The sequence below is a fragment of the Paenibacillus sp. GM2 genome, assembly GCF_900069005.2.
Taxonomy (GTDB): domain Bacteria; phylum Bacillota; class Bacilli; order Paenibacillales; family Paenibacillaceae; genus Fontibacillus.
Map to the genome: position 1 here is coordinate 2,159,918 of NZ_LN831279.1, position 20,987 is coordinate 2,180,904.

Here is a 20,987-nt window from a genome sequence, read left to right on the forward strand (position 1 = left end):
TCCGGCGGTCCGTCCGCTGCCGGAGGCGCCGCTTCCCCTCCTGGAAGCGTCTCCTGCCGCGGTGTCGCCCCCTTTGGAGCGAGAGCCTGTGCGACTGCCGCGCTTACCCTTCTCCTCCGGCTCACCGGCAAACCGCGAAGCGTCCGCTTTCTTCTGTACGCGTACCTTCTCAATAATCGAGATCGTAAATTTCTTTACGTTCTCCATAAATTTCTCGCTAGTCGCTTCTCCCTTGGAAATTTGGTACAATCGGCGTTCCCACTGACCTGTCATTTCGGGAGAAGTTAACAGTTCTACTCCCGCATGTCTGATTAATTCGATGGCGGTGCGGCCCTTCTGCGTGACCGTGATCCGCTTGCCCTGCATCGTGATATATCCAACGCTTTTCAGCCGCTCGATCGTGGCGGCCCGGGTCGCCGGCGTTCCAAGCCCCGCATCCTTCATCGCTTCGCGGAGCTCATCATTCTCAAGCTGCTTGCCAGCGCTCTCCATAGCCTTGAGCAGCGTGCCTTCGGTATAAGGCTTCGGGGGCTGAGTGGCTTTCTCCTTCGCCTCTGCTTCCTTGCATAACACCGGCTTATCGCGGTCAACAGAGAACGGCTCACTGACCTCTTCCTCCGGGTCTTCCTCTTCATCCTTCTTCTTGCCGCGCTTTGGGGATTTGCTATCATCACCCGGCAAGCACACTTTCCAGCCCAAGGACAGCAGTTCCTTCACATTCGTCTTGAACAATTCCTTCTCAACTTCCGTCATTACCGTGTGCTGCTTGTATTCCGCCGCCGGATAGAAATGCGACAGAAAGCGGCGGACGACAAGGTCATAAATATTCCCCTCTTCCTTGCTAAGCGTTCCCGGCCTTCTTAACGTCGGCAGAATGGCATGGTGATCCTCCACACGAGTAGGATTGCAGACCGACTTGTTATTCACATGCACCAGCTTCTGGTTCCCGCCCTCGGCCAATTCCTTATAGTCTGTAGATTTCAGCATATGCAGCGTTTTGTGCATGCCTTCGATATTTTGTTCGGTGACATAATTGGAGTTCGTACGCGGGTATGTAATCAGCTTATGACGTTCGTATAAAGCCTGGGCCAAATCAAGCGTCTTCTTGGCCGAATAACCAAACTTTGCGTTCGCATCCCGTTGAAGCAGTGTCAGGTCATACAGCTTATAAGGATATTCCTTCGTCTCCTTAACCTCATATTCCACGACCTGGCCTTGCTTGCCGCGCACCTTATCCGCTAGAGACCGCGCCTTCTCCGCGTCTGTCAATCGATCTCCCTGCCAGGTTCCGATATAGCAACGCTCGTCCTGTTCAAATTCGGCTTTGATCTCGTAATACGTCAAGGAATCAAAGCTCTCGATTTCCTTCTGACGATCATAAATCAACGCGAGTACAGGCGTCTGCACCCGGCCGACCGAGAGCAGCGTATTATGCTTCGTCGTAAAGGCGCGCGAGGCATTCATGCCGACGAGCCAGTCGGCCTCACTTCTCGCCCGCGCCGCCTTCGTCAGATTCGCGAACTCTTCGCTGCTCCGCAGCTCGGCAAAGCCCTTGGCGATGCTCTCCGAGGTCAAGTCAGAGATCCATAGCCGCTTGACAGGCTGCATCAGCTTAAGCCGCTGCTGAATCAAAGCGAAGATATATTGTCCTTCGCGCCCGGCGTCACAGGCATTTACAACCGCATCACAACGCTTGGCCAGCTCGCCGATCGTCTTCAATTGATCCTTTGTCTTCGGATTCGGTACAATCTTGAATTGCTCTGGCATGATCGGCAGATCATAGAAATTCCATTTTTTATACTTATCATCATAAGCATCAGGCTCTGCCAAACCAAGCAAGTGTCCGATCGCCCAGGTAATGATATATTGCTCTCCTTCCAGATAAGAGCGATTATTCTTCGCCCGCGGTTCAATCACCGCAGCGATCGTTCGTCCCATATCGGGTTTCTCCGCAATTACGAGCGTTTTCATTGTTTCAAGCGCCCCTCTTTCCTAGCATTCCAGTTCCACAGATAAAAAGGGCCGCGCTCCGCGCAGCCCTGTAGCTAACCTCTATTATAGCATATTTTCACATATTTCGCTCCAAGTTTTCGGCTAACGATACTACAGATCGTTATTCCCTCAGGATTCGCGGCCTCTAAAATCTAGCGATACCCCAATCGTTATTAGCAGAAAATTCGGTCGTTAAGCCCTTCATTCATCGCAATAACGATACCCAGCTTCGTTAAAATTCCCAGCAGCGTATTTAAGCTAAAAATAGCGATACCACGTTTCGTTAGGTAAATGCGATGTTATCGTTAGTCAAACCTTCTCCTCAAGATAGGGTACCGTCCCCAGTCAGGAACTTATTGACCTCCCGCGCCGCCTCGCGGCCTTCCTGGATAGCCCACACGACCAGACTTTGCCCGCGGCGCATATCCCCGGCGGCAAACACCTTGTCAACATTCGTGTTATATTTGCCGTAACGCGCTTTGACATTGCTGCGGCGGTCTCTCTCAAGCCCCAGCTCATCGATCATCGTCGCCTCCGGTCCATCAAATCCGATAGCAACGAGCGCCAGCTGGGCCGGGAAGACCCGTTCCGTCCCGGGTACAGGCTTATAGGTTTTACGGCCTTCCTCATCGACTGTACGTTTGATTTGAACGGTGTGCAGCTCCTTCAAATTTCCTTGCTCATCGCCGACAAAGCGGGTAGTCATGATGGAAAATTCCCGCGGATCCTGCCCGTAAAGCGCTTTGGCCTCTTCCTGTGCATAATCAAGCGTATAGACATTCGGGAATTGCGGCCACGGATTGGCAAGCAGATCCCGCTCCAGCGGCGCCTTGGCATGCGTGCCAAATTGCGTGATGCTGCGGCAGCCATGGCGTAGAGCTGTAGCGACGCAGTCTGAGCCCGTGTCTCCACCGCCAATGACGATTATATCCTTGCCCGCCGCCGAGGTATATTGTCCATCCTGCAGCCCGGAGTCGAGGTAGCTCTTGATCGTGCCGTTCAGGAAAGGCATGGCGTAATGCACGCCCTGTAAATGGCTGCCTTCAATCTCGAACTTGCGCGGTTTCGTCGCCCCACCGCATAATACAACCGCATCATATTGATCTATCAGCTGCTGTGTCATAATATCCTTGCCAATTTCCGTATTCGTAACGAACTTCACGCCTTCGGCAGCGAGAAGATCAACGCGGCGCTGTACGATCTGCTTATCCAGCTTCATTGCGGGGATGCCGTACATCAATAGACCGCCAATCCGGTCCGCACGTTCATATACAGTCACTTCATGTCCTGCCTTGTTCAATTGCGCTGCGCAGGCCAGCCCTGCCGGACCTGAGCCAACAACCGCAACCTTATGACCCGTACGATAAGCCGGCGGCTCCGCTACAATCCAACCTTCCTCGAAGCCTTTGTCAACAATCGCTTGTTCAATCGTCTTGATCGTTACCGGCTGGCCAATCAGCCCTACTGTACAAGAACCTTCACAAGGAGCCGGACAGACCCGGCCTGTAAACTCCGGAAAATTATTCGTCTTGTGCAAGCGCTCCAGCGCTTCTCTCCACAAGCCGCGGTAGACGAGATGATTCCATTCCGGAATCAAGTTGTGCAGCGGACAGCCCGAGGTGCCGCCGATCATCTCGATCCCTGTATGACAATAGGGAGTTCCGCAATCCATACAGCGCGCTCCCTGTGTCTGCAATTCCTGTTCAGTCAGATGCTTGTGAAATTCCTGCCAATCATGAACCCGTTCCAGCGGACTGCGGTCCCCCGGTAGCTGACGGGTATACTCCATAAATCCAGTTGGTGTAGACATCTTATTTCCCCCATCCGTTGCCAACGAGAGCAGACAAGCCGGATCGACTGATCCGGCTTGTCTATGCAGCGCATTACGAAATGCAACCGCCAGCGAACCCTCCCGTTATCGTGTAACTTGATGTTAGCACCCCGGGGGAACGTTATTAATGGATTAATAAAATGATATTTTGCACTATTATGCAGACGTATGACGCCTGACATAGGTCAAAAACCGGTAATGATAAGGGTTCTTCTCATCACGAATTCCTTCGCTTTCCTGCTCCAGCTGGAACTCGGACCAATCGATCGCCGGGAAAAAAGTATCTCCGGCAATGTCCTCATCAATCTTCGTCACCAGCAAGCGGTCCGCGTAAGGAAGCAACAGTTGGAAAATCCCGGCCCCGCCAACTACCATTAACTCTTCGCCATCCGCCAGAGCCAACGCCTCTTCAACCGTATGTACGATCTCCGCACCTTCAGCGTGATAGGAGCGATCATTCGTCATAACGATATTACGACGGTTCGGCAACGGACGGCTGCGCATCGACTCCCAGGTTTTGCGCCCCATCAGTACGGTCTTCCCCGTCGTTTGTGCTTTGAAGAAGGCCATATCCGCCGGCAAACGCCATGGCAAATCATTATCCCGGCCAATCACGCCGTCCCTGGCCATCGCCCAAATAAATGTTATTCCCATATTTCGCATCCTCCTTTCCGGAATCCGTTCAACAAATAGCCGCTCTACAGGCAGGCCTATCATTAGCTAGCTTCTATACCGCAACAGTGGCTTTAATGCCAGGATGATGCTGGTAGCCAACAAATTCGAAATCCTCATAGACATAATCAAAGATAGAATCCGGCTTGCGCTTAATTACAAGCTGCGGCAAAGGATAAGGCTCCCGTTCCAATTGGGTCTTCACCTGTTCCAGATGGCTCTTGTAAATATGAACGTCTCCCCCCGACCAGATGAATTCGCCAACTTCCAGGCCGCATTGCTGGGCAACCATATGCGTAAGCAGTGAATAGCTGGCGATGTTAAATGGCAAACCGAGGAAAGTATCGACAGAGCGCATCGTCAGCATACAAGACAGCTTCCCGTCAGCTACATAGAACTGGAATACGAAGTGACAAGGCGGCAGCTTCATCTCATCGATTTCAGCTACATTCCAGGCGCTGACCAAGTGACGGCGCGAATCCGGATTGTTCTTGATCGACTCGATCACGTCTGCAATCTGGTCGATTCTTCTTCCGTCCGGAGTTGGCCAGGATCGCCATTGCGAGCCATAAACCGGGCCCAGATCACCGTTCTCATCCGCCCATTCGTCCCAAATGCGAACCCCGTTCTCTTTCAAATATCTAATGTTGGTGTCCCCGCTGAGGAACCAGAGCAGTTCATGTACTACCGATTTCAAATGAATCCGCTTCGTCGTTATCAGCGGGAATCCTGCGCTGAGATCAAAGCGCAACTGTCTGCCGAATACCGAATAAGTCCCCGTGCCTGTCCGATCTTCTTTTTCCGTCCCATGATCCATTACATCCTGTAGTAAATCCAAATAATTTCTCATTAAGCGCACACCTCAAATACTCGTTTTATAACATATCTTTTTTATTATAACAGACTGCAATTTTACATGTAGCAAAATTTGATCCTGCTCCGGCATTAAAATACGAGCTCAAAATCCGCTATGCTGATGAATTTCTATATCACAAGATAACCTGCCTTTAAATCCGTTTCAAACAACCTTGAATACCTCGTTGGAGGTTTTCTTATCAAAAGCGAATATGGCGGATTGTAATCAGCTTGCGATCAAGCGCCTTCCGGAAGCGGCTTCTCGCATCAGGCAGCAGCGTAACACCGCTAACCGCAGCAATCCGTTCGACCACCTCATCCGCTGTCAATCCATCGGTATCGACATGTTCAGCGAATATCTCTGCACCAAGACTGGCCAGACAGCGGTCTATCTGCTGGATCGGCCACGAGTTCGCCCTCTCCCCTCGTCCTTTAAGACGCTTAGCCAAGGTTTCCCTGGAAGCCAGCAAAGTCACATGACAAATATCCGCCCCGTCAGCCCGTAATCGTTCGACGATCTCGGCAAAATAGTCCCGATTCGTAATTGTCATCGGCACGATAACGGTTCCGCTATACGCCTCACTCAGATGCTTCAGCATGGCATAATTCATATCCCGCCACATCGGATAATCCTGAAAATCCCCTTTATGTATGGACCTCGGCAATTGCTTCCTGATGAAGTAGCCAACATGCTCTGGATCATACACGACAGAATCAGGAATTCGCCTTTGCAGCTCAAATGCCGCGGTCGTCTTGCCTGAGCCAAAGGCTCCATTAATCCAAATAATCATATACTCACCACCCGTCTGACTTGGACCTCTATAAAAAGACGAAGCCTGAGCGATAAAGGTTACTCCCCCAGGCCCAGGCATCTTGACTTCAATGAACTATTTTATTAGTGGAAAAATCCTGCAATCCCTGCTACCAGTACGATAATCGCAAAGATCATACGGTAGATAGCGAATACCTTCATCGGCTTCTTCTGCAAGTAGGAAATAAATTTCCTGATCACCGCCAGCGCAACGATAAAGGATACGACAAAGCCGATAATAAGGGAAGTAATCTCTGTCCCAGTCAGGCTTGTCAGTCCGCCGATCTTCACAATTTTCAGCAAGCTCATGCCAACCATAACCGGAATCGCCAGGAAGAACGAGAACTCCGCAGCTGCTACTGTAGACAGCCCTGCAACCCAGCCGCCAATGATCGTCGAAGCGGAACGGGACATCCCCGGGATGATCGCCAGACATTGGAAAGCGCCGATAATAATCGCTTGCTTGACCGTTACATTCAGTTCATCCCCGCCTATTCCCGGAGCACTGTTGTTCCGGAACCTGGATTCGGCATACATCATCCAAATCCCGCCGAAGAATAACGTAACAGCTACGACAACCGGTGTAAACAGGTACTTATCAGACAGGTCGTTCAGCAAAACACCAAATACACCGCCGGGAATACAGGCGATCGCCAGCATAAGCCAGAACCTGAACCCGGAACGTTCAAACCCCACTTTCTTGGGAAAAAAGTTCACCAGCGTGTCCTTGATTTTGGTCCAATACAGGACAACCACGGCCAGAATGGCCCCAAGCTGAATTACATAAGTATACATCTCTACAAAGGAAGGGGTTGTCCCCTCAAAACCTAACAGGTTCTCGAAGATGACGAGATGGCCTGTGGAGGAAACCGGCAAGAACTCGGTAATCCCTTCTACGATCCCTAAAATAATTGATTTCAAAAAGTTCAAAATATTGTCCATTTTCCTGCCTTATCTCCTTTTCAAAGCGTTCATTCTTATCTCCTTAAAATTTGGCCCGTTTCAACTTTACCAGTTCATTATATAAGAAATCAAGCACAGCTTGTTAAGTTTCAATCCATTGAAGCAAGCTAAACCGTTTGTTATTACTCCCTATTTATATGCACGCTTGTACTTAAAAATGTAGATTTGACTTATATATCACTATATCGTAATATTACGATATAACGAAATAGGTCGAGGTGAAATCCTTGTGGACAACAATTTTAAAGCTAATAACCAGGCCGCGGAAATATTGAAGGCCTTGGCCCATCCGGTTCGGCTCTGTATTATCCGGGGACTTATGGATAAACAGCGGTGTAATGTTTCTTATATGCAGGAATGCCTGGATCTGCCGCAATCGACGGTATCGCAGCATTTGCAGAAATTACGCAGCGCCGGGATCGTAGAGGCTGAGCGCAACGGACTGGAGATCCATTATCGAATTGTGGATGAGAAGATTAGAAAGCTGATTACAGCATTATTTGAGGAGGAACAAGCATGAGCAGAAAAGTATTAATCGTAGGTGGTGTCGCCGGGGGCGCGACCGCGGCAGCACGGCTGCGGAGACTGGATGAAGAAGCGCATATCGTCATGTTCGAGAGGGATGCCTACATCTCCTTCGCCAACTGCGGACTTCCCTATTATATTGGCGACTCCATCAAGGAGCGGTCCAAGCTGCTGGTGCAGACGCCGGAAGCCATGTACCGGCGCTTTAATATCGATATTCGTACCGAAAGCGAGGTTATGGAGCTTCGTCCGGACAACAAGACCGTACTTGTCCGCAGCAAGGAGCGCGGCGAATATGAGGAGAGCTATGATGCAGTGATCCTCTCCCCGGGCGCAAAGCCCATCCGCCCGGACCTGCCTGGCATCGAGAGCCCACGAATCCATACGCTGCGGAATATCCCGGATACGGATCGGATCAAAGCCCGTGTCGTCGAAGAGAAAGTGCAGTCGGCAATCGTCATCGGGGGCGGCTTCATCGGTGTAGAGATGGCTGAAAATCTGCGCGATATCGGTCTTGATGTTACTTTAATTGAAGGCGGACCGCAAATTTTAGCTCCCTTTGATTCTGAAATGTCGGCTGTGCTGGCCAAAGAGTTGGAAGAGCGTGGTGTGCGTCTGCTGATGTCGCAGACTGTAGCCTCATTCCGGGAGACAGACGATCGGATCCAGGTACAAACCGCTGACGGAAGCTCATTATCTGGCGAGATTGTCATTCTTGCCATTGGGGTTACCCCGGATACCGGCTTTTTGAAGAATAGCGGGCTGGAACTCGGACCGCGGGGCCATATCATCGTGAACGATCATCTGGAGACCAATCTGGATCAAGTGTATGCAGTAGGCGATGCGGTTGAAGTTGTCGATTTCGTTAATGGAAACAAGACAGCGATCCCGCTGGCAGGGCCGGCCAACAAGCAAGGGCGGATCGCTGCGGACAATGTGTATGGTCTTAAGACAACCTATAAAGGCTCACAGGGCACTTCCATTATCAAAGTATTTGGTTTAACTGGGGCAGCAACGGGCAATAACGAGAAAACCTTGCAGCGATTGGGATTACCCTACCACGTATCCTATGTTCATCCCAATTCCCATGCCGCTTACTATCCGGGAGCAACTCCGCTATCCTTAAAGCTGCTGTTTGATGATCAAGGCACTGTGCTTGGCGCTCAAGCCGTTGGTTATGATGGTGTTGACAAGCGGATCGATGATATTGCTACCGTGATTCGTTTTCACGGCAATGTTGCGGATCTAACCGAGTTGGAGCTGGCTTATGCGCCGCCGTACTCTTCCGCAAAAGACCCGGTAAATATGGCCGGCTACACCGCTGAGAATATTTTGAGCGGAAGAACACAAGTGTTCACGGCACAGCAGCTTGCACAGCGAGATACGGTAAATACCATCCTGGTCGACGTTCGTTCCGAGCTTGAGCATGCGAATGGGCATATTCCTGACTCCTTGAACATTCCAGTCGATGAGATGCGCAGCCGGCTTGATGAACTGGATGCATCCAAGGAGATCTGGGTGTACTGCCAAGTGGGATTAAGAGGGTACACGGCATCGCGGATTTTGCAGCAAAAAGGCTTCAAGGTGCGCAACCTGTCCGGCGGCTACAAAACCTATCAAATGGCAAACTATAAGCCCGGCGGAGCAGCTGCACCCCCTGCGGGGCAACCGGTTAATAAAGTAAACTTGCAGCAGGAACGCACTGCGGCCAAGGGACAGATCGCCTCCACGGCTGAACCAATGATTCAAGCTGCTGCTGAGCTGGACGCATGCGGATTATGCTGCCCCGGACCGCTCGTTCAGCTTAGGATGAAGATGGATGAGCTAAGCAGCGGCGACATCTTGCATGTTACGGCAACAGATGCCGGTTTCTACGAGGATGTTCAGGCCTGGGTCAAAATGTCCGGCAACCAGCTTAGACAAGTTAGCAAAAATCCGAACGGTACAATTGAAGCCTATGTAGAAAAAGGAGCTCCCTTGACTGAGGCGACCTCTATCGCTGCGGCGCAAGCAACCGCTGAAGGAAGTTCGATGATCGTCTTTAGCGGCGATCTGGATAAAGCGATCGCTTCTTTTATCATCGCTAATGGTGCGGCGGCCAGCGGCAAGAAAGTGACGATGTTCTTCACCTTCTGGGGACTGAATATCATCCGCAAGCCAGAGAAGGTTGCTGTCTCCAAAAATACGATCGGACGCATGTTCGGAGCGATGATGCCGCGCGGCAGCAAGAAGCTGTCCCTATCCAGAATGAACATGATGGGTATGGGCGCGAAGATGATCCGCTCGGTGATGAACAACAATAATGTCTCCTCCCTGGAAGAGCTGATTCAATCGGCGATCCGGCAAGGCGTGGAGATCGTCGCTTGCCAAATGTCGATGGACGTCATGGGCATCAAGCACGAGGAGCTGATCGACGGCGTTAAGGTCGCCGGAGTCGGCTACTATCTCGGCAAAGCCGATCAATCAGGCATTAATTTATTCATTTAAAATGAAGCAGAGGCTATCCTTCGTCACCATGACGAGAGATAGCCTCTCTATTTTATCCGAATACAATCCTATATCCGTCCGATCCTGCACATATATGTTCTTGAAGGTCATCCTATTACTATGTGTTGCTTCAATCGGACCCTTAATAATATTGGCCCCGTTCGCGCGTAATTGCTGCTCTAAAACATCAAATTGCTCATAATCAACATGAACAAATATATCCCAGGCCAGACCAGGTCCTTCCCCATCCGTTGGATAATCGCTTCGCCGCTGCTTGATTCGGAACGATATCGCCGGGTCTCAATACCATTGACGGGCGGCGATGAAATCTTTGACCGGAATAAAAATGCCGCTGATCTTACCCGCTACGCTGCTCATCTTGTATCCTCTTTTCCCTAGAGTCACATCCAAAGCTCGACGTTCATTTCACCGAAACATTATTTCTGCTCGCGCGTAATTATTCCAAAGGAGTTGAATCCGTTGAATTTTCTGATAGGGATAATATGTATCATAATCGGTGTACTCAATTTAGCGAAGCCGGAGTTCGCCTGGTATTTAAAAGAAGGCTGGAAAGTAGACGGAGATTCCGAACCCAGCGATACTTATCTAACGCTCACCCGGATCAGCGGTGGAGTAGCAATTTTCGTAGGTATCCTCGTCTTTTTTGTTGGAATAAGCTAGCGTTCGATTCCGCTCGCGCTATTTCTCATCAGGGTGGGCGAATGTCGTGTGCACTCTGGGTTATCATCCATAGACTATAGTTGAGAACCATTCCTGTAAGGAGGGTAGCTATGGATTATCAACAAATTTGCTGGAACTGCATGAATAAATATGTCGGCATCGCAACGAAAGACGGACAGAACTATGACGGCTTCATCGCCCATGTCGACAACGACTTCGTCACCCTCGCCATTCCAACCGATGAGGTCATGGCAGGGATGCCGGCAAACAAGCGACAGTTCGGTTTTCATCCCGGCTTCTTTCCGCGACGCCGCTTCTTCCGCAGGCGGATACCGTTTTATGCGATTAATGATCTATTTCTGCTTCCCTTCTTCCTGTAGGTCAACCGGCCGGCCTGCTTAAGGGGTATGGAATTTTCATATCCCTTCTTGTTATTTCAACGGCAAGGCGCACAGGCAAGCGATGGAGCCATTCTTCGCGTAAAAGCTCCCCTCACCGCTGGCAGCCGATTAACGCAGCGGCTTCTTCAAAGAGTATAATTCCTCCTCGATCGACACCAGCTTCTGCTCAACAGCCTGACGAGCATCGTCGATCGCCTTGTTATACACATAGGGAGCAAGCTCTTTGAGCATAAAATCGAGCAATTGCTCCGCAGCGATATCACCGATGCTCTCGGACCGTTCCATTTCAAAATATTCCTTCACACTCTCCACAATCTCTTGCTTTTGTTCCTTCGGCAGCTTAATAGGTATCATCGTATTTTGTCCTCCATACTGGTTTTATCTTGATGTGCTGAACTGATTTGCTACTGCTCTCACTCTTTCAATTAATGATGCATCAATTGAATGATTAATTTCTCTGCCTCCGTATAATTCCCCGCAGGTCCGAACACATAACCATCTATATTGTAACGTTCATTAATATCTTTGGACATAAACCAAATGAGATCAACAGATTTTGATACGTATACCGTACCTATCGTTTCAAGCTCTTTGTCAGGATGATGGGGATTCAAAAGGGTATAAAAATAGTAATCCCCGTTATACTCCAGCTTCACCTCATATTGCAGATCATGATCGACCGTCAGCTTCCCGATCAGTTTATCTTTTCCAGTCAGACTAGGGTAGGCCGTTCCCTCGATAGCGATCGTGGTATGCTGCTCAAACTTCTTATCCGTCGAATAAATCAGCGCAGGCAGCTCTTTATGAATTTTTGCGGGTCTCAAGTACATCATGAGAAGCATGGCGAGCACTATGATGCAACCGGATACGATTAACTTCCAAACTTTCATTTATCACATTCACCTGCCTGCAAACCTGGTGTTTATAAATCACAACTCAAATTTCTCTTTAATGGTCTTAGCCGCTTCATTTGCGCTGAGATTCGTATTGTTCATGCGAAAATAATTACTCTTTTGAATTTCTCCGGCGTAAGAATTCAATCTGTAATTCTCCATTGTGCTGATCAAGTCCTGCTCCGAGCGAGCAATATCTCTCTTTGTTGGTTTATGCTGCAGCCGATGCGGTGTCTTATTGCGCTCCAGTCGTTCCTCCAGCTCGGCCTCCAACTCAACATAATAAATCTCGGCTCCGCGAGCTTCGAACTTCTTGCTAAGTCGATCGATATATTCCCAATCGCCAGCAAGATCAAAAGCCCACACATAAGTAAAGATTAATCCCGGCAAATCGCTTTTGGACACCTCTTCAAAAATTTCTTCGCGGAACAAGTTCACCAGTCTTTTTCCCGTTTCGCTGCCATAGCTAAAAAAAGGCGTTACCAGTTCGATCGTCATATGGTTATGGAACAACCGCAGATCGGTTATTTTCTCAAGCTCCTGGCCAACCGTCATTTTGCCGACGGCTTGCGGCCCAAACAAAATGATCAGCTTCATCAGACACCCCACCTCCACATTATTCCAAGAAATATAACAAGATTGGAGGCTGCGGTCAACCATTTTTGCAGCATTCGCATAATAAAAAAGACCGGTGCTTGTGAACAAGAACCCGTCTTAGTCTGTATCTGACAGATTAATACTTTACATCGGCATATTCCGACTTCGTCTCCAACTGTCTCTTGGCGAACGGACATAACCCGAATAGCTTGATCTGATGGCGTCTGGCATAATCGGCCACATGGGACATCAAATCCTCCGCCAGCCCTTGTCCGCGATACTTATCATCCACGTACGTGTGATCGATAATATAGAGTGTCTCGCCGGATATGCTATAGGTCATTTCAGCAATAGTCTCCCCGTGAACCTCGATATAAAATTGATGCTCCTGCACATGGTGCTGAACCTTGCTCATGAATCTCACTCCTCCTCGATCTCGTTATCGGCTGGCCTGGTATGCCACTTGTAGGTCAGCGCTCCACTGGGACAAATATCAATATGAGCCGTAATCTTATCGGCTGAGGTGCCTGAAGTGTTCACCCATGGACGCTTCTTGAGATCAAATACCTCCGGCATCCCCTTCACACATATTCCGGAATGAATACATTTCTCCGCATCAAAATATACTTCGATTTCTTCTCCTTGGTACACTTTCTGACTCATGATGAACCCAACCTTCCTATTGAAAAATACCAGACTGCGGCCGTATTATAGTTCATAATATAATAGCTCTCAGTATAAATATAGTTACTTAATAAAGTATAGATGCATAAATTAAGTTTGTCTATGATTTGCATTATGGCAGCAGCTCGCATCGGCGCCCTTGCTACATGCCTGGAGAGCTTGCTTGCCCCTCCGTCTTCTCAACCCTGGCCCGGTTCATTACAACAATACCGATAATTACGAGCACAATCGCGGAGATCTTCAGCAGGTTAATAGGTTCTCCGAAGACAGCGATTCCAATCACTACCGACAAAGCCGTTCCTACTCCGCTCCAGGTCGCATAGGCGGTCGAGAGGGAAATATGCTTCAAGGAAAAGTTAAGCGATGTGAAGGAGATCAAATAACCTACGGCAACGCCGAGACTGGGTCCAAGCAAAGTGAACCCTTCCGATAACTTCAGCATCGTCGTGGCAAAACCTTCAAAGAGGATCGCCAACGTTAAATATAGAATACCGGACATATCCATGCCTCCCTTTACTTCGCTGCATTTAACAAGACAATGCCAGCGATGAGGATGCCCATACCGACCCAGGCTTGACGATTCATTTTCTCTTTGAATATCCACATTCCGGCCAGAACAGTCAGGACCGTTCCGATGCCGCTCCAGGTTGCATATACGAATCCTAATGGCAGAAACTTCAACGCTTGTGACATCAGCCAAAATGCCAGCCCGTATCCCGCAATGACACCGGTGATCGGAGCCCATTTGGCAAAGCCGTTCGACAGCTTCAGCATTGTCGCAGCGAAAACTTCCATTACAATCGCTAGACCTAGCATCAAGTAGCTCATAAGTCCTTCTCCTTATCGATGAATTCTAACAGAAAATGAATAACTCTTCGCCCTTCCTCCTGGCTGAGCGGGTCACTATTGAACAACCAGGAGTAGAGAAACCCGTCCGCAACCAAGCGAATGATCATACCAGCCTCGAACGAAAGCCCCTCCTTCACCATCTCGGTGCGGAACCTTTGATAGTCTTCATCCCAGAGCTGGATCAGCTCCATATTGGTGGCGATCGCCGCCAACATGCTGGAGCTTGCATTATAAGGGCCGCGGCCTTCTAATTGTCGCAGCGTTGCTAGCAAATATGACTTTGTATAGCTGCCCGTCTCCTCCAGCTCCTGCTGCAGCAATTCACGGAACTCGCGAATGGTCTCCTCATTTAATCCCTGGATCAGCTCATCCTTGCTCGAAAAATGATATAGCAGGCCGCCCTTGCTGACGCCCGCTCTAGCGGCCACCTCATCCAGAGTTAAACGGCTGATGCCCTGCTCCACTATAATTGCAGAAGCAGCTTCAAGCAGAAGCGAACGCTTCGATTTCGCCATGATCATAACCTCCATATCTGCTCTAGACGCACAATTTCACTATACCGTCCAGACGGTTTTATTTTAACAAAAAGAAACGGTCTATTCAATACTGCATACAGACCCGGTCCAAAATAACAGAAGAGCGAGCCTCACGGCCCGCCCTTACCCCATATCTTCACTCTCTGCCTCGATCGCTTCCTCATCTTCCTCACTCTCGCTGCGCACTCCGCCCGGGGGTTCAAGCACAAGCTTCACCTGCTTATTCACGCTGTCTTCCAAGACCGACTGTGAGACGACAAAGCCTTCTCCCTCAAAGGTAACATAAATATTCAGCACGGATAACAATTCCAGCGCATCGCGAAGCGAATGGCCCTTGAGATCGGGAATTTGGATATGGTCTACGGCCTCCGTCAGAAGATATATTTGCTGTCCCTTCACCAATAAGCTTCCCGGTTTCGGAAATTGCGAGACAAGCTCCTTCCCGTTCCCCAGTAAGGCATAAGGGATGTCCGTATCGCGAAGCTCGGTTAATGCCTGCTGTAAAGTTAGTTTGCTTAAATCGGGAGTCCTAAGCATTGCTGTTTTCTCGCCAAACCCATCGTCCCCAGGCTCTGTAATGGTCTTCCGCACGCCCATATACTGGAGCATCTGGTTCATAATTTTCTTGAATATCGGGGCTGCTGCCTTGCCCCCGCCCAGATCCGAGTCCATTGGTTCATCGATCAGAACCAGCATCACGACCTTAGGGTCATCGACCGGCGCATATCCGATAAAAGACACGACCTGCTTGGTATAATCGTATTGCCCCTTGAAAGGCTTAACGGCTGTACCCGTCTTGCCGGCAACGCGGTAGCCATCAATATAAGCTCGACGCCCGGTTCCGTATTCACTGTTAGATACAACCTGCTCCAGATATTCCCCGACCTCCTTGGCTTTGTCCGCGGAGATCACTTGACGAACAGGCTCTGGCTGAGTCTTGGTGACTTCTCCAGATTGGGGATCGGTGATCGATTTAATGATATGAGGCTTAAGCAGCATGCCCCCGTTGGCCACAGCGCCTACTGCTGCCAGCTGTTGCAGGGGTGTAACCATCAGTTTGCCATGCCCGTATGACATAGTGGCATATTCGGATGGCTGTTCCGGGCTTACTACACCCGCCGCTTCACCAGGCAGTTCGATGCCTGTCTTCTGCCCGAATCCGAAATGATCCACATACTGCTTCAATCGCTCTGGTCCGAGCATTTCATAGCCGAGCTTAACGAAGGCCACATTACTCGAGCGCATAACTCCTTCCAGATAGTCGATCTCCCCCCAGCCCAAACGCTTAATATCATGCAAGGTTTGACCTGGCACCCGGATGCTTCCCGACATATATCTGGCCTTCGGATCGAATAAATCCTCTTGTACCGCCCCTGCTAAGGTGACGATCTTGAAGGTCGAACCTGGCTCATACACCGACTTGATCGCATGATTGTAGAAATTGCCCAGATCATCCTCCAGCCAGTATTCATTCGGATTATAGGTAGGCAGATTTGCCATGCCCAATATTTCCATCGTCTTCGGATCTGCGGCAATTACGGTCATGCTAATCGGCTTCAGCTCATCGAAAGCTTCCTTCATCGCTTCTTCAATATAATATTGGATCGTATGGTCGATCGTCAGTTCGATATTCATGCCGTTTTTGGCTGGATTGAATATCTCATCCGCCCTTGTAACCGTAATTCCCCGGCCATCGCTTTTATATTCAAAAGAGCCGTCCTGCCCCTTTAATTCCTCGTCGTATAATGACTCCAGACCGGATATGGCAATCCCGTCACGATCCACATAACCCAGCACATGGGCAGCCAGACTCTTCCAAGGATAAAAACGTTTCTGCTCCTTGGTCAGGTAGATGCCTACATCATCCAGCCCATGCTTGTCCTTCAGCTTCCGGGCCAAGAGCTCGACTTGATCCCTCAGAGCCTGATCGATCCTGTAGCCTTCATAACGCACCTCGCGCTGTACATAGAAGCTGCCCTCTTTATTTTTCGCATTTACTAGCTTGATGAGGTCGGCTTTGTTCTTGCCAAGCGCCTCACTAAGACCTTCAGCCACTTCCTCCTGCAAGCCCAGACTATGAATCAGCTTCGGATTCACGGATACCGTATAAGCAGGGGCCATCATCGCCAGAACCTCGCCGTTGCGATCCGTAATCGTCCCCCGGGTTGCGTACAGGGTTTGCTTTCTGGACCATTGCTGCTCCGCATACGCCGTCCAGAATTCCGTCTCCATCACCTGTAACCAGAATACCCTTATCATCAATACGACAAAGAAAAAGGTGATACATCCGCCTATTACTAATGTCCGTAATCTTAATCTTCTAATCATGGGTAACCTCGCGATATAAGATTATTAGATAGAGTCTTGTTAGAATACATTATATTTCATAACATTCCAGAATCAAACAAGTTATTCATGTTTCATGAATTAAGAGTAGGCGACGGCATATTACAGATATAGTCAACATGTTGACTTATCATTATCAATGAGGTATTCTAATATAGTCAACATGGTTACTAATTTTTAAAGGAGCCTCTTATGGATATCAACCGCTTATTGCAGGAGCTGCATTTCATGCAGCAGAGCTATGCCACATTATTTTCGGTAGTTAATAAGGTCCAAATACGGGGAGATGAGACGCTGGAAATATTAACTTCGCGGCAGCATATGGCGCTGATTGCTATCGCCCACTTACCTGTCGTAGATACCACATTAATGAATATCGCCAAAAAGCTGGGTACCTCTAAGCAGACGGCGAACAAGCTAATTACAAGCTTAGCGAACAAGGGTTATGTTCAGACGGTACCAAACCCATCGGATAAACGCTCTATCAATGTTGAAATTACACCTAAAGGTAAACAAGCGTTAATTGCCTGCTCCGAGAGGTCCACTTACTTTCTGGCGGATATGTTCCATGACTTCACCTCAGACGAAATTGAATCCTTCTGGAGGTTATTGCAGAAATTATATCGCTTTGATGGTGAGGAACTGGATGGATTTGAGCAGAATGCGAATCTGGAAACCGATAAGACGGCCCCGTTGATTACAGCCGACGCTCTGGAAAGGGTGTTATCTGAATTCGCCAGACGGCGATATGGAGGAATGAATCATGAATAAAATCTATATGAATAGAACGCCTCAGCAAAAAGTAAAAGAAGCCGCGAATCAAATTAAGGAAAAAACGGATTATGCAAGCAGTAAAGTCCAAGAAGCTGCTTCAAAAACAAAAAATCTCATTCGGAAGAAACCCAGCAGCGTTGATTATTATGTATCTATCACCATCGCACTGCTGCTCATCGTCTCTTCATACTTAACCGCCGTCCATTGGCTGTTTTGGCTTGGCGCAGTAAGTATAACTTGCAGCATGCTTCAGCTTATTTTCAGCAAAAAAAAGGCAAGACCCTAATGGTCTTGCCTTAACAATAAGCTTAGGAGAAATCCTGCTATAGGATTTTGAGTTGATGAATGGTTAAAACCTTGCCTTAACGAGAAACCATATGAATTGGATGGCCTTCTACAAGTTCAGCCGTTTCCATAACGATCTCACCAAGGGTTGGGTGAGCATGAACTGTCAAAGAGATATCCTCAAGCGTTGCACCCATTTCAACCGCAAGACCAAGCTCAGCGATGAGGTTGGAAGCTTCGATGCCGACGATTTGTGCGCCCAGTACAACGTTGTTCTCTTCATTAGCTACAATCTTGATGAAGCCATCAGGAGCATTTACGGAAGTTGCACGTCCGTTAGCGGCAAACGGGAATTTGCCGGCTTTAACCTTGAAGCCTTTTTCCTTAGCTTCTTTTTCGGTGTAGCCCACGCTTGCGCATTCAGGATCCGAGAATACGACAGCCGGCATGCCTTTGTAGTCAATGACAGATGGCAAGCCAGAGATAGCTTCCGCAGCCACTTTACCTTCGTACGAAGCTTTATGAGCCAGTGCAAGACCCGGAACGATGTCGCCGATCGCGAATACTTTAGGATTGCTTACACTGCGACCTTGATGGTCTACTTTCACCATACCGCGATCCGTTAATTCGATGTTAGCCAGATCAAGACCAAGATCGCCATCGGTATTAGGACGACGGCCCACTGTGACAAGCAGGTAGTCTGCGGTAACTTCTTTGGCTTCACCATTCACAGAGTATTTAACCGTAACACTCTTATCCGTTTGCTCAGCACCTTCAGCCATAGCATTCGTTACAATTTCAATGCCTGTCTTCTCCATGCCCTTCGCCACGAGACGAGTCATATCCTTATCAAGGCCAGGAAGGATTGCATCCGTGCCTTCAATGATCGTTACCTTCGTACCGAACTTCGAGAACATTTGACCCAGCTCGGCACCGATAACGCCGCCGCCGATAACGACAAGGCTGCCAGGGATTTCTTGCAGGTTCAAAGCTTCTGTCGAGGACAGGATACGTCCGCCGAATGGGAATGGCTTCAATTCGATTGGACGGGAGCCTGTTGCCAGGATACAGTGCTTGAAGCGATAGCGCAAAGATTCATGATCGTTAAATGCGCGAGCTTCCGAATCATTGATAAACATGATTTCGCCTTTGAACACTTCGACCTTGTTGCCTTTGAGCAGACCCGTAACGCCTTGAGTCATTTTGTTAACAACGCTGTTCTTGAATTCCTGTGTCTTGGCGAAGTCTACGGTTACATTCTCAGCAGTTACACCAAATACGTCAGCATGCTTAGCGGACTCATAAGAGTGAGCAGCCGCGATCAGCGCTTTGGAAGGAATACAGCCGCGGTTCAAGCACACACCGCCGAGTTCCGATTTATCAGCGATGATGACCTTTTGGCCGAGCTGGGCGGCACGAATTGCCGCCACATATCCACCGGGACCAGCACCTACAACTAGTGTATCGATATCGATTGAAGCGTCTCCTACTACCATGTTGTTACACCTCCATAACAAGCAGCTCAGGGTTGCCAAGCAGTTGTTTGATGTAGTTCATAAAGTTTTGAGCTGTTGCACCGTCGATCAGACGATGGTCGAAGCTGAGAGACAGAGCCATTACCGGAGCAACAACGATCTCTCCGTTCTTGACAACCGGCTTCTCTGTAATACGGCCTGTACCCAGAATAGCAACTTCAGGGTAGTTGATGATTGGAGTGAAGAACATACCGCCGGCGGAGCCGATATTTGTGATCGAGATCGTGCTGCCCTTCATTTCCGCAGCGGACAATTTGCCTTCACGACCGCGAGTTGCCAGATCAGTAATAGCTTCAGCGATCATCCAGATGCTCTTGCGATCAGCTTCCTTGATTACAGGAACGATCAAGCCGTTGTCTGTATCGGTAGCAATACCGATGTCATAGTGTTTCTTATATACAATTTCATTGTTGGCTTCATCAATTGTAGCGTTCAGAGCCGGGAATTTACGGGAAGCTGCAACAAGTGCCTTCACGATAAATGGCAGGTAAGTAACCTTGATGCCCTTCTTCTCAGCTACTGGCTTCATACGTTTGCGGAATTCAACCAGATCCGTTACGTCCACTTCGTCCATAATTGTAACGTGCGGAGCTGTGTAAGCCGATTTAACCATCGCATTAGCGATCGCCTTACGAATCCCCTTGAATGGAACGCGTTCTTCTTCGCCAGCCGGAGTTGATACTGCCGCTGCTGCAGGGGCTGCCGCTTCGGCTGCTTGACCCGCATCTGCGGAAGCTGCTGGTGCTGCCGGAGCTGCGCCACCGTTCTTGAACGCTTCAACGTCTTCGCGAGTGATCTTGCCAGCTTTGCCTGTGCCCGTGACTTGCGTGATATCAATGCCTTGCTCACGAGCGAATTTGCGTACGCTTGGAGTTGCCAACACTTCACGGTTAGGTGCTGCCGGAGCTTCTGCTGCTGCCGGAGCTGCCGCAGGGGCTGGTGCTGCTTCAGCCGCTGGCGCCGGAGCTGGTGCCGCTTCTTCTTCAGCCGGAGTATCTTGCTCAGGAATATCGCCAGTTGCATCGATAATAGCAACCACTTGACCTACGCGGAAAATAGCGCCGTCCGTACCGAACACTTCTTGAACCGTTCCTTCTACCGGACAAGGAACTTCAACGACAGCCTTGTCGTTTTGTACTTCCATGATAATGTCTTCGTCAGTTACTTTGTCGCCAGGCTTGATGTGCATTTTAATAATTTCGCCTTCATGCAACCCTTCACCAAGCTCTGGGAACCGATATTCAAATTTTGCCACCTGGAGGACCTCCTA

General features: G+C 49.3%; 24 protein-coding genes. 7 read left to right on the forward strand and 17 right to left on the reverse strand.

Annotation, left to right across the window (positions count from 1 at the left end; all coding sequences use genetic code 11):
* The 6 genes from BN1360_RS19440 to BN1360_RS19465 all read right to left on the reverse strand — a co-directional run.
* Positions 1-1,971, reverse strand: a 1,971-nt coding sequence (locus BN1360_RS19440) for a DNA topoisomerase 3 (RefSeq protein ID WP_068781526.1), incomplete at its 3' end; no start/stop codon positions are given.
* Positions 1,972-2,314: 343 nt separating this feature from the next.
* Positions 2,315-3,802, reverse strand: a complete 1,488-nt coding sequence (locus BN1360_RS19445; protein WP_068781527.1) for a glutamate synthase subunit beta — start codon at positions 3,800-3,802, stop codon at positions 2,315-2,317.
* A 177-nt stretch (positions 3,803-3,979) separates the two neighbouring features.
* Positions 3,980-4,477 carry a dihydrofolate reductase gene (locus BN1360_RS19450; protein WP_068781528.1) on the reverse strand — a complete coding sequence of 166 codons (498 nt, stop codon included), beginning with the start codon at positions 4,475-4,477 and terminating at the stop codon, positions 3,980-3,982.
* A 73-nt stretch (positions 4,478-4,550) separates the two neighbouring features.
* Positions 4,551-5,345 carry a thymidylate synthase gene (thyA, locus tag BN1360_RS19455; RefSeq protein WP_068781529.1) on the reverse strand — a complete coding sequence of 265 codons (795 nt, stop codon included), beginning with the start codon at positions 5,343-5,345 and terminating at the stop codon, positions 4,551-4,553.
* A gap of 205 nt (positions 5,346-5,550) precedes the next feature.
* The gene (locus BN1360_RS19460) at positions 5,551-6,141 is read right to left on the reverse strand and encodes an AAA family ATPase (RefSeq protein ID WP_068781530.1); all 591 of its coding nucleotides are present in this window, start codon (positions 6,139-6,141) and stop codon (positions 5,551-5,553) included.
* A 104-nt stretch (positions 6,142-6,245) separates the two neighbouring features.
* The gene (locus tag BN1360_RS19465) at positions 6,246-7,103 is read right to left on the reverse strand and encodes an undecaprenyl-diphosphate phosphatase (RefSeq protein ID WP_068781531.1); all 858 of its coding nucleotides are present in this window, start codon (positions 7,101-7,103) and stop codon (positions 6,246-6,248) included.
* Positions 7,104-7,353: 250 nt separating this feature from the next.
* On the opposite strand from BN1360_RS19465, the gene BN1360_RS19470 reads away from it, so the two are divergent.
* The 5 genes from BN1360_RS19470 to BN1360_RS19490 all read left to right on the forward strand — a co-directional run bounded on the left by BN1360_RS19470 (position 7,354) and on the right by BN1360_RS19490 (position 11,197).
* Positions 7,354-7,644: an ArsR/SmtB family transcription factor gene (locus BN1360_RS19470; RefSeq protein WP_068781532.1), complete on the forward strand. Its 291-nt coding sequence runs from the start codon at positions 7,354-7,356 to the stop codon at positions 7,642-7,644.
* Positions 7,641-10,136, forward strand: coding sequence for a DsrE/DsrF/DrsH-like family protein (locus BN1360_RS19475; protein ID WP_068781533.1), 2,496 nt, complete (start codon positions 7,641-7,643; stop codon positions 10,134-10,136). Before BN1360_RS19470 ends, BN1360_RS19475 begins: the two co-directional genes overlap by 4 nt.
* A gap of 207 nt (positions 10,137-10,343) precedes the next feature.
* Positions 10,344-10,535: a hypothetical protein gene (locus BN1360_RS19480; protein WP_195714282.1), complete on the forward strand. Its 192-nt coding sequence runs from the start codon at positions 10,344-10,346 to the stop codon at positions 10,533-10,535.
* Positions 10,536-10,616: 81 nt separating this feature from the next.
* Positions 10,617-10,817 (forward strand): DUF6199 family natural product biosynthesis protein, encoded by a 201-nt coding sequence (locus BN1360_RS19485; protein WP_068781534.1) that lies wholly within the window; start codon positions 10,617-10,619, stop codon positions 10,815-10,817.
* A 110-nt stretch (positions 10,818-10,927) separates the two neighbouring features.
* Positions 10,928-11,197 (forward strand): phosphatidylinositol kinase, encoded by a 270-nt coding sequence (locus tag BN1360_RS19490; RefSeq protein ID WP_068781535.1) that lies wholly within the window; start codon positions 10,928-10,930, stop codon positions 11,195-11,197.
* Positions 11,198-11,326: 129 nt separating this feature from the next.
* On the opposite strand, the gene BN1360_RS19495 is transcribed toward BN1360_RS19490, so the two are convergent.
* The 9 genes from BN1360_RS19495 to BN1360_RS19535 all read right to left on the reverse strand — a co-directional run bounded on the left by BN1360_RS19495 (position 11,327) and on the right by BN1360_RS19535 (position 17,009).
* A complete protein-coding gene (locus tag BN1360_RS19495; protein WP_068781536.1) occupies positions 11,327-11,572 on the reverse strand; it encodes a DUF2164 domain-containing protein in 246 nt (81 codons plus the stop codon).
* Positions 11,573-11,643: 71 nt separating this feature from the next.
* Positions 11,644-12,108 carry a hypothetical protein gene (locus BN1360_RS19500; protein ID WP_068781537.1) on the reverse strand — a complete coding sequence of 155 codons (465 nt, stop codon included), beginning with the start codon at positions 12,106-12,108 and terminating at the stop codon, positions 11,644-11,646.
* 39 nt (positions 12,109-12,147) lie between these two features.
* Positions 12,148-12,708, reverse strand: coding sequence for a DEAD/DEAH box helicase family protein (locus BN1360_RS19505; protein ID WP_068781538.1), 561 nt, complete (start codon positions 12,706-12,708; stop codon positions 12,148-12,150).
* A 136-nt stretch (positions 12,709-12,844) separates the two neighbouring features.
* On the reverse strand, positions 12,845-13,123 hold the full coding sequence (locus tag BN1360_RS19510) for a GNAT family N-acetyltransferase (protein WP_068781539.1): 279 nt from the start codon (positions 13,121-13,123) through the stop codon (positions 12,845-12,847).
* Between the two features lie 5 nt (positions 13,124-13,128).
* Positions 13,129-13,371, reverse strand: coding sequence for a (4Fe-4S)-binding protein (locus BN1360_RS19515; RefSeq protein WP_195714283.1), 243 nt, complete (start codon positions 13,369-13,371; stop codon positions 13,129-13,131).
* A gap of 163 nt (positions 13,372-13,534) precedes the next feature.
* Positions 13,535-13,891, reverse strand: coding sequence for a DMT family transporter (locus BN1360_RS19520; protein ID WP_068781541.1), 357 nt, complete (start codon positions 13,889-13,891; stop codon positions 13,535-13,537).
* Positions 13,892-13,905: 14 nt separating this feature from the next.
* A complete protein-coding gene (locus tag BN1360_RS19525) occupies positions 13,906-14,220 on the reverse strand; it encodes a DMT family transporter (protein ID WP_068781542.1) in 315 nt (104 codons plus the stop codon).
* Positions 14,217-14,756, reverse strand: coding sequence for a TetR/AcrR family transcriptional regulator (locus BN1360_RS19530; protein WP_068781543.1), 540 nt, complete (start codon positions 14,754-14,756; stop codon positions 14,217-14,219). The genes BN1360_RS19525 and BN1360_RS19530 overlap by 4 nt, the downstream gene beginning before the upstream one ends.
* Before the next feature lie 144 nt (positions 14,757-14,900).
* Positions 14,901-17,009, reverse strand: coding sequence for a penicillin-binding protein (locus tag BN1360_RS19535; RefSeq protein ID WP_229521055.1), 2,109 nt, complete (start codon positions 17,007-17,009; stop codon positions 14,901-14,903).
* A 306-nt stretch (positions 17,010-17,315) separates the two neighbouring features.
* On the opposite strand from BN1360_RS19535, the gene BN1360_RS19540 reads away from it, so the two are divergent.
* Both BN1360_RS19540 and BN1360_RS19545 read left to right on the forward strand, forming a co-directional pair.
* On the forward strand, positions 17,316-17,894 hold the full coding sequence (locus BN1360_RS19540; protein WP_068781545.1) for a MarR family winged helix-turn-helix transcriptional regulator: 579 nt from the start codon (positions 17,316-17,318) through the stop codon (positions 17,892-17,894).
* Positions 17,887-18,183 carry a hypothetical protein gene (locus BN1360_RS19545; RefSeq protein ID WP_068781546.1) on the forward strand — a complete coding sequence of 99 codons (297 nt, stop codon included), beginning with the start codon at positions 17,887-17,889 and terminating at the stop codon, positions 18,181-18,183. The genes BN1360_RS19540 and BN1360_RS19545 overlap by 8 nt, the downstream gene beginning before the upstream one ends.
* 76 nt (positions 18,184-18,259) lie before the next feature.
* Here the strand turns inward: BN1360_RS19545 and lpdA are convergent, their stop codons facing one another.
* Together lpdA and BN1360_RS19555 are read right to left on the reverse strand one after the other, a co-directional pair.
* Positions 18,260-19,678, reverse strand: a complete 1,419-nt coding sequence (lpdA, locus tag BN1360_RS19550) for a dihydrolipoyl dehydrogenase (protein WP_068781547.1) — start codon at positions 19,676-19,678, stop codon at positions 18,260-18,262.
* A 4-nt stretch (positions 19,679-19,682) separates the two neighbouring features.
* Positions 19,683-20,972, reverse strand: a complete 1,290-nt coding sequence (locus tag BN1360_RS19555) for a dihydrolipoamide acetyltransferase family protein (RefSeq protein ID WP_068781548.1) — start codon at positions 20,970-20,972, stop codon at positions 19,683-19,685.
* Positions 20,973-20,987 lie beyond the last annotated feature (15 nt).

What these genes read in the sequence shown, in the direction of transcription:
- BN1360_RS19445 (WP_068781527.1), bottom strand. Translation starts at nt 3,802, where the DNA reads ATGTCTACACCAACTGGATTTATGGAGTATACCCGTCAGCTACCGGGG.
- BN1360_RS19450 (WP_068781528.1), bottom strand. Translation starts at nt 4,477, where the DNA reads ATGGGAATAACATTTATTTGGGCGATGGCCAGGGACGGCGTGATTGGC.
- thyA (WP_068781529.1), bottom strand. Translation starts at nt 5,345, where the DNA reads ATGAGAAATTATTTGGATTTACTACAGGATGTAATGGATCATGGGACG.
- BN1360_RS19460 (WP_068781530.1), bottom strand. Translation starts at nt 6,141, where the DNA reads ATGATTATTTGGATTAATGGAGCCTTTGGCTCAGGCAAGACGACCGCG.
- BN1360_RS19465 (WP_068781531.1), bottom strand. Translation starts at nt 7,103, where the DNA reads ATGGACAATATTTTGAACTTTTTGAAATCAATTATTTTAGGGATCGTA.
- BN1360_RS19475 (WP_068781533.1), top strand. Translation starts at nt 7,641, where the DNA reads ATGAGCAGAAAAGTATTAATCGTAGGTGGTGTCGCCGGGGGCGCGACC.
- BN1360_RS19480 (WP_195714282.1), top strand. Translation starts at nt 10,344, where the DNA reads ATGAACAAATATATCCCAGGCCAGACCAGGTCCTTCCCCATCCGTTGG.
- BN1360_RS19490 (WP_068781535.1), top strand. Translation starts at nt 10,928, where the DNA reads ATGGATTATCAACAAATTTGCTGGAACTGCATGAATAAATATGTCGGC.
- BN1360_RS19495 (WP_068781536.1), bottom strand. Translation starts at nt 11,572, where the DNA reads ATGATACCTATTAAGCTGCCGAAGGAACAAAAGCAAGAGATTGTGGAG.
- BN1360_RS19500 (WP_068781537.1), bottom strand. Translation starts at nt 12,108, where the DNA reads ATGAAAGTTTGGAAGTTAATCGTATCCGGTTGCATCATAGTGCTCGCC.
- BN1360_RS19505 (WP_068781538.1), bottom strand. Translation starts at nt 12,708, where the DNA reads ATGAAGCTGATCATTTTGTTTGGGCCGCAAGCCGTCGGCAAAATGACG.
- BN1360_RS19510 (WP_068781539.1), bottom strand. Translation starts at nt 13,123, where the DNA reads ATGAGCAAGGTTCAGCACCATGTGCAGGAGCATCAATTTTATATCGAG.
- BN1360_RS19515 (WP_195714283.1), bottom strand. Translation starts at nt 13,371, where the DNA reads ATGAGTCAGAAAGTGTACCAAGGAGAAGAAATCGAAGTATATTTTGAT.
- BN1360_RS19520 (WP_068781541.1), bottom strand. Translation starts at nt 13,891, where the DNA reads ATGTCCGGTATTCTATATTTAACGTTGGCGATCCTCTTTGAAGGTTTT.
- BN1360_RS19525 (WP_068781542.1), bottom strand. Translation starts at nt 14,220, where the DNA reads ATGAGCTACTTGATGCTAGGTCTAGCGATTGTAATGGAAGTTTTCGCT.
- BN1360_RS19530 (WP_068781543.1), bottom strand. Translation starts at nt 14,756, where the DNA reads ATGGCGAAATCGAAGCGTTCGCTTCTGCTTGAAGCTGCTTCTGCAATT.
- BN1360_RS19535 (WP_229521055.1), bottom strand. Translation starts at nt 17,009, where the DNA reads ATGGAGACGGAATTCTGGACGGCGTATGCGGAGCAGCAATGGTCCAGA.
- BN1360_RS19540 (WP_068781545.1), top strand. Translation starts at nt 17,316, where the DNA reads ATGGATATCAACCGCTTATTGCAGGAGCTGCATTTCATGCAGCAGAGC.
- BN1360_RS19545 (WP_068781546.1), top strand. Translation starts at nt 17,887, where the DNA reads ATGAATAAAATCTATATGAATAGAACGCCTCAGCAAAAAGTAAAAGAA.
- lpdA (WP_068781547.1), bottom strand. Translation starts at nt 19,678, where the DNA reads ATGGTAGTAGGAGACGCTTCAATCGATATCGATACACTAGTTGTAGGT.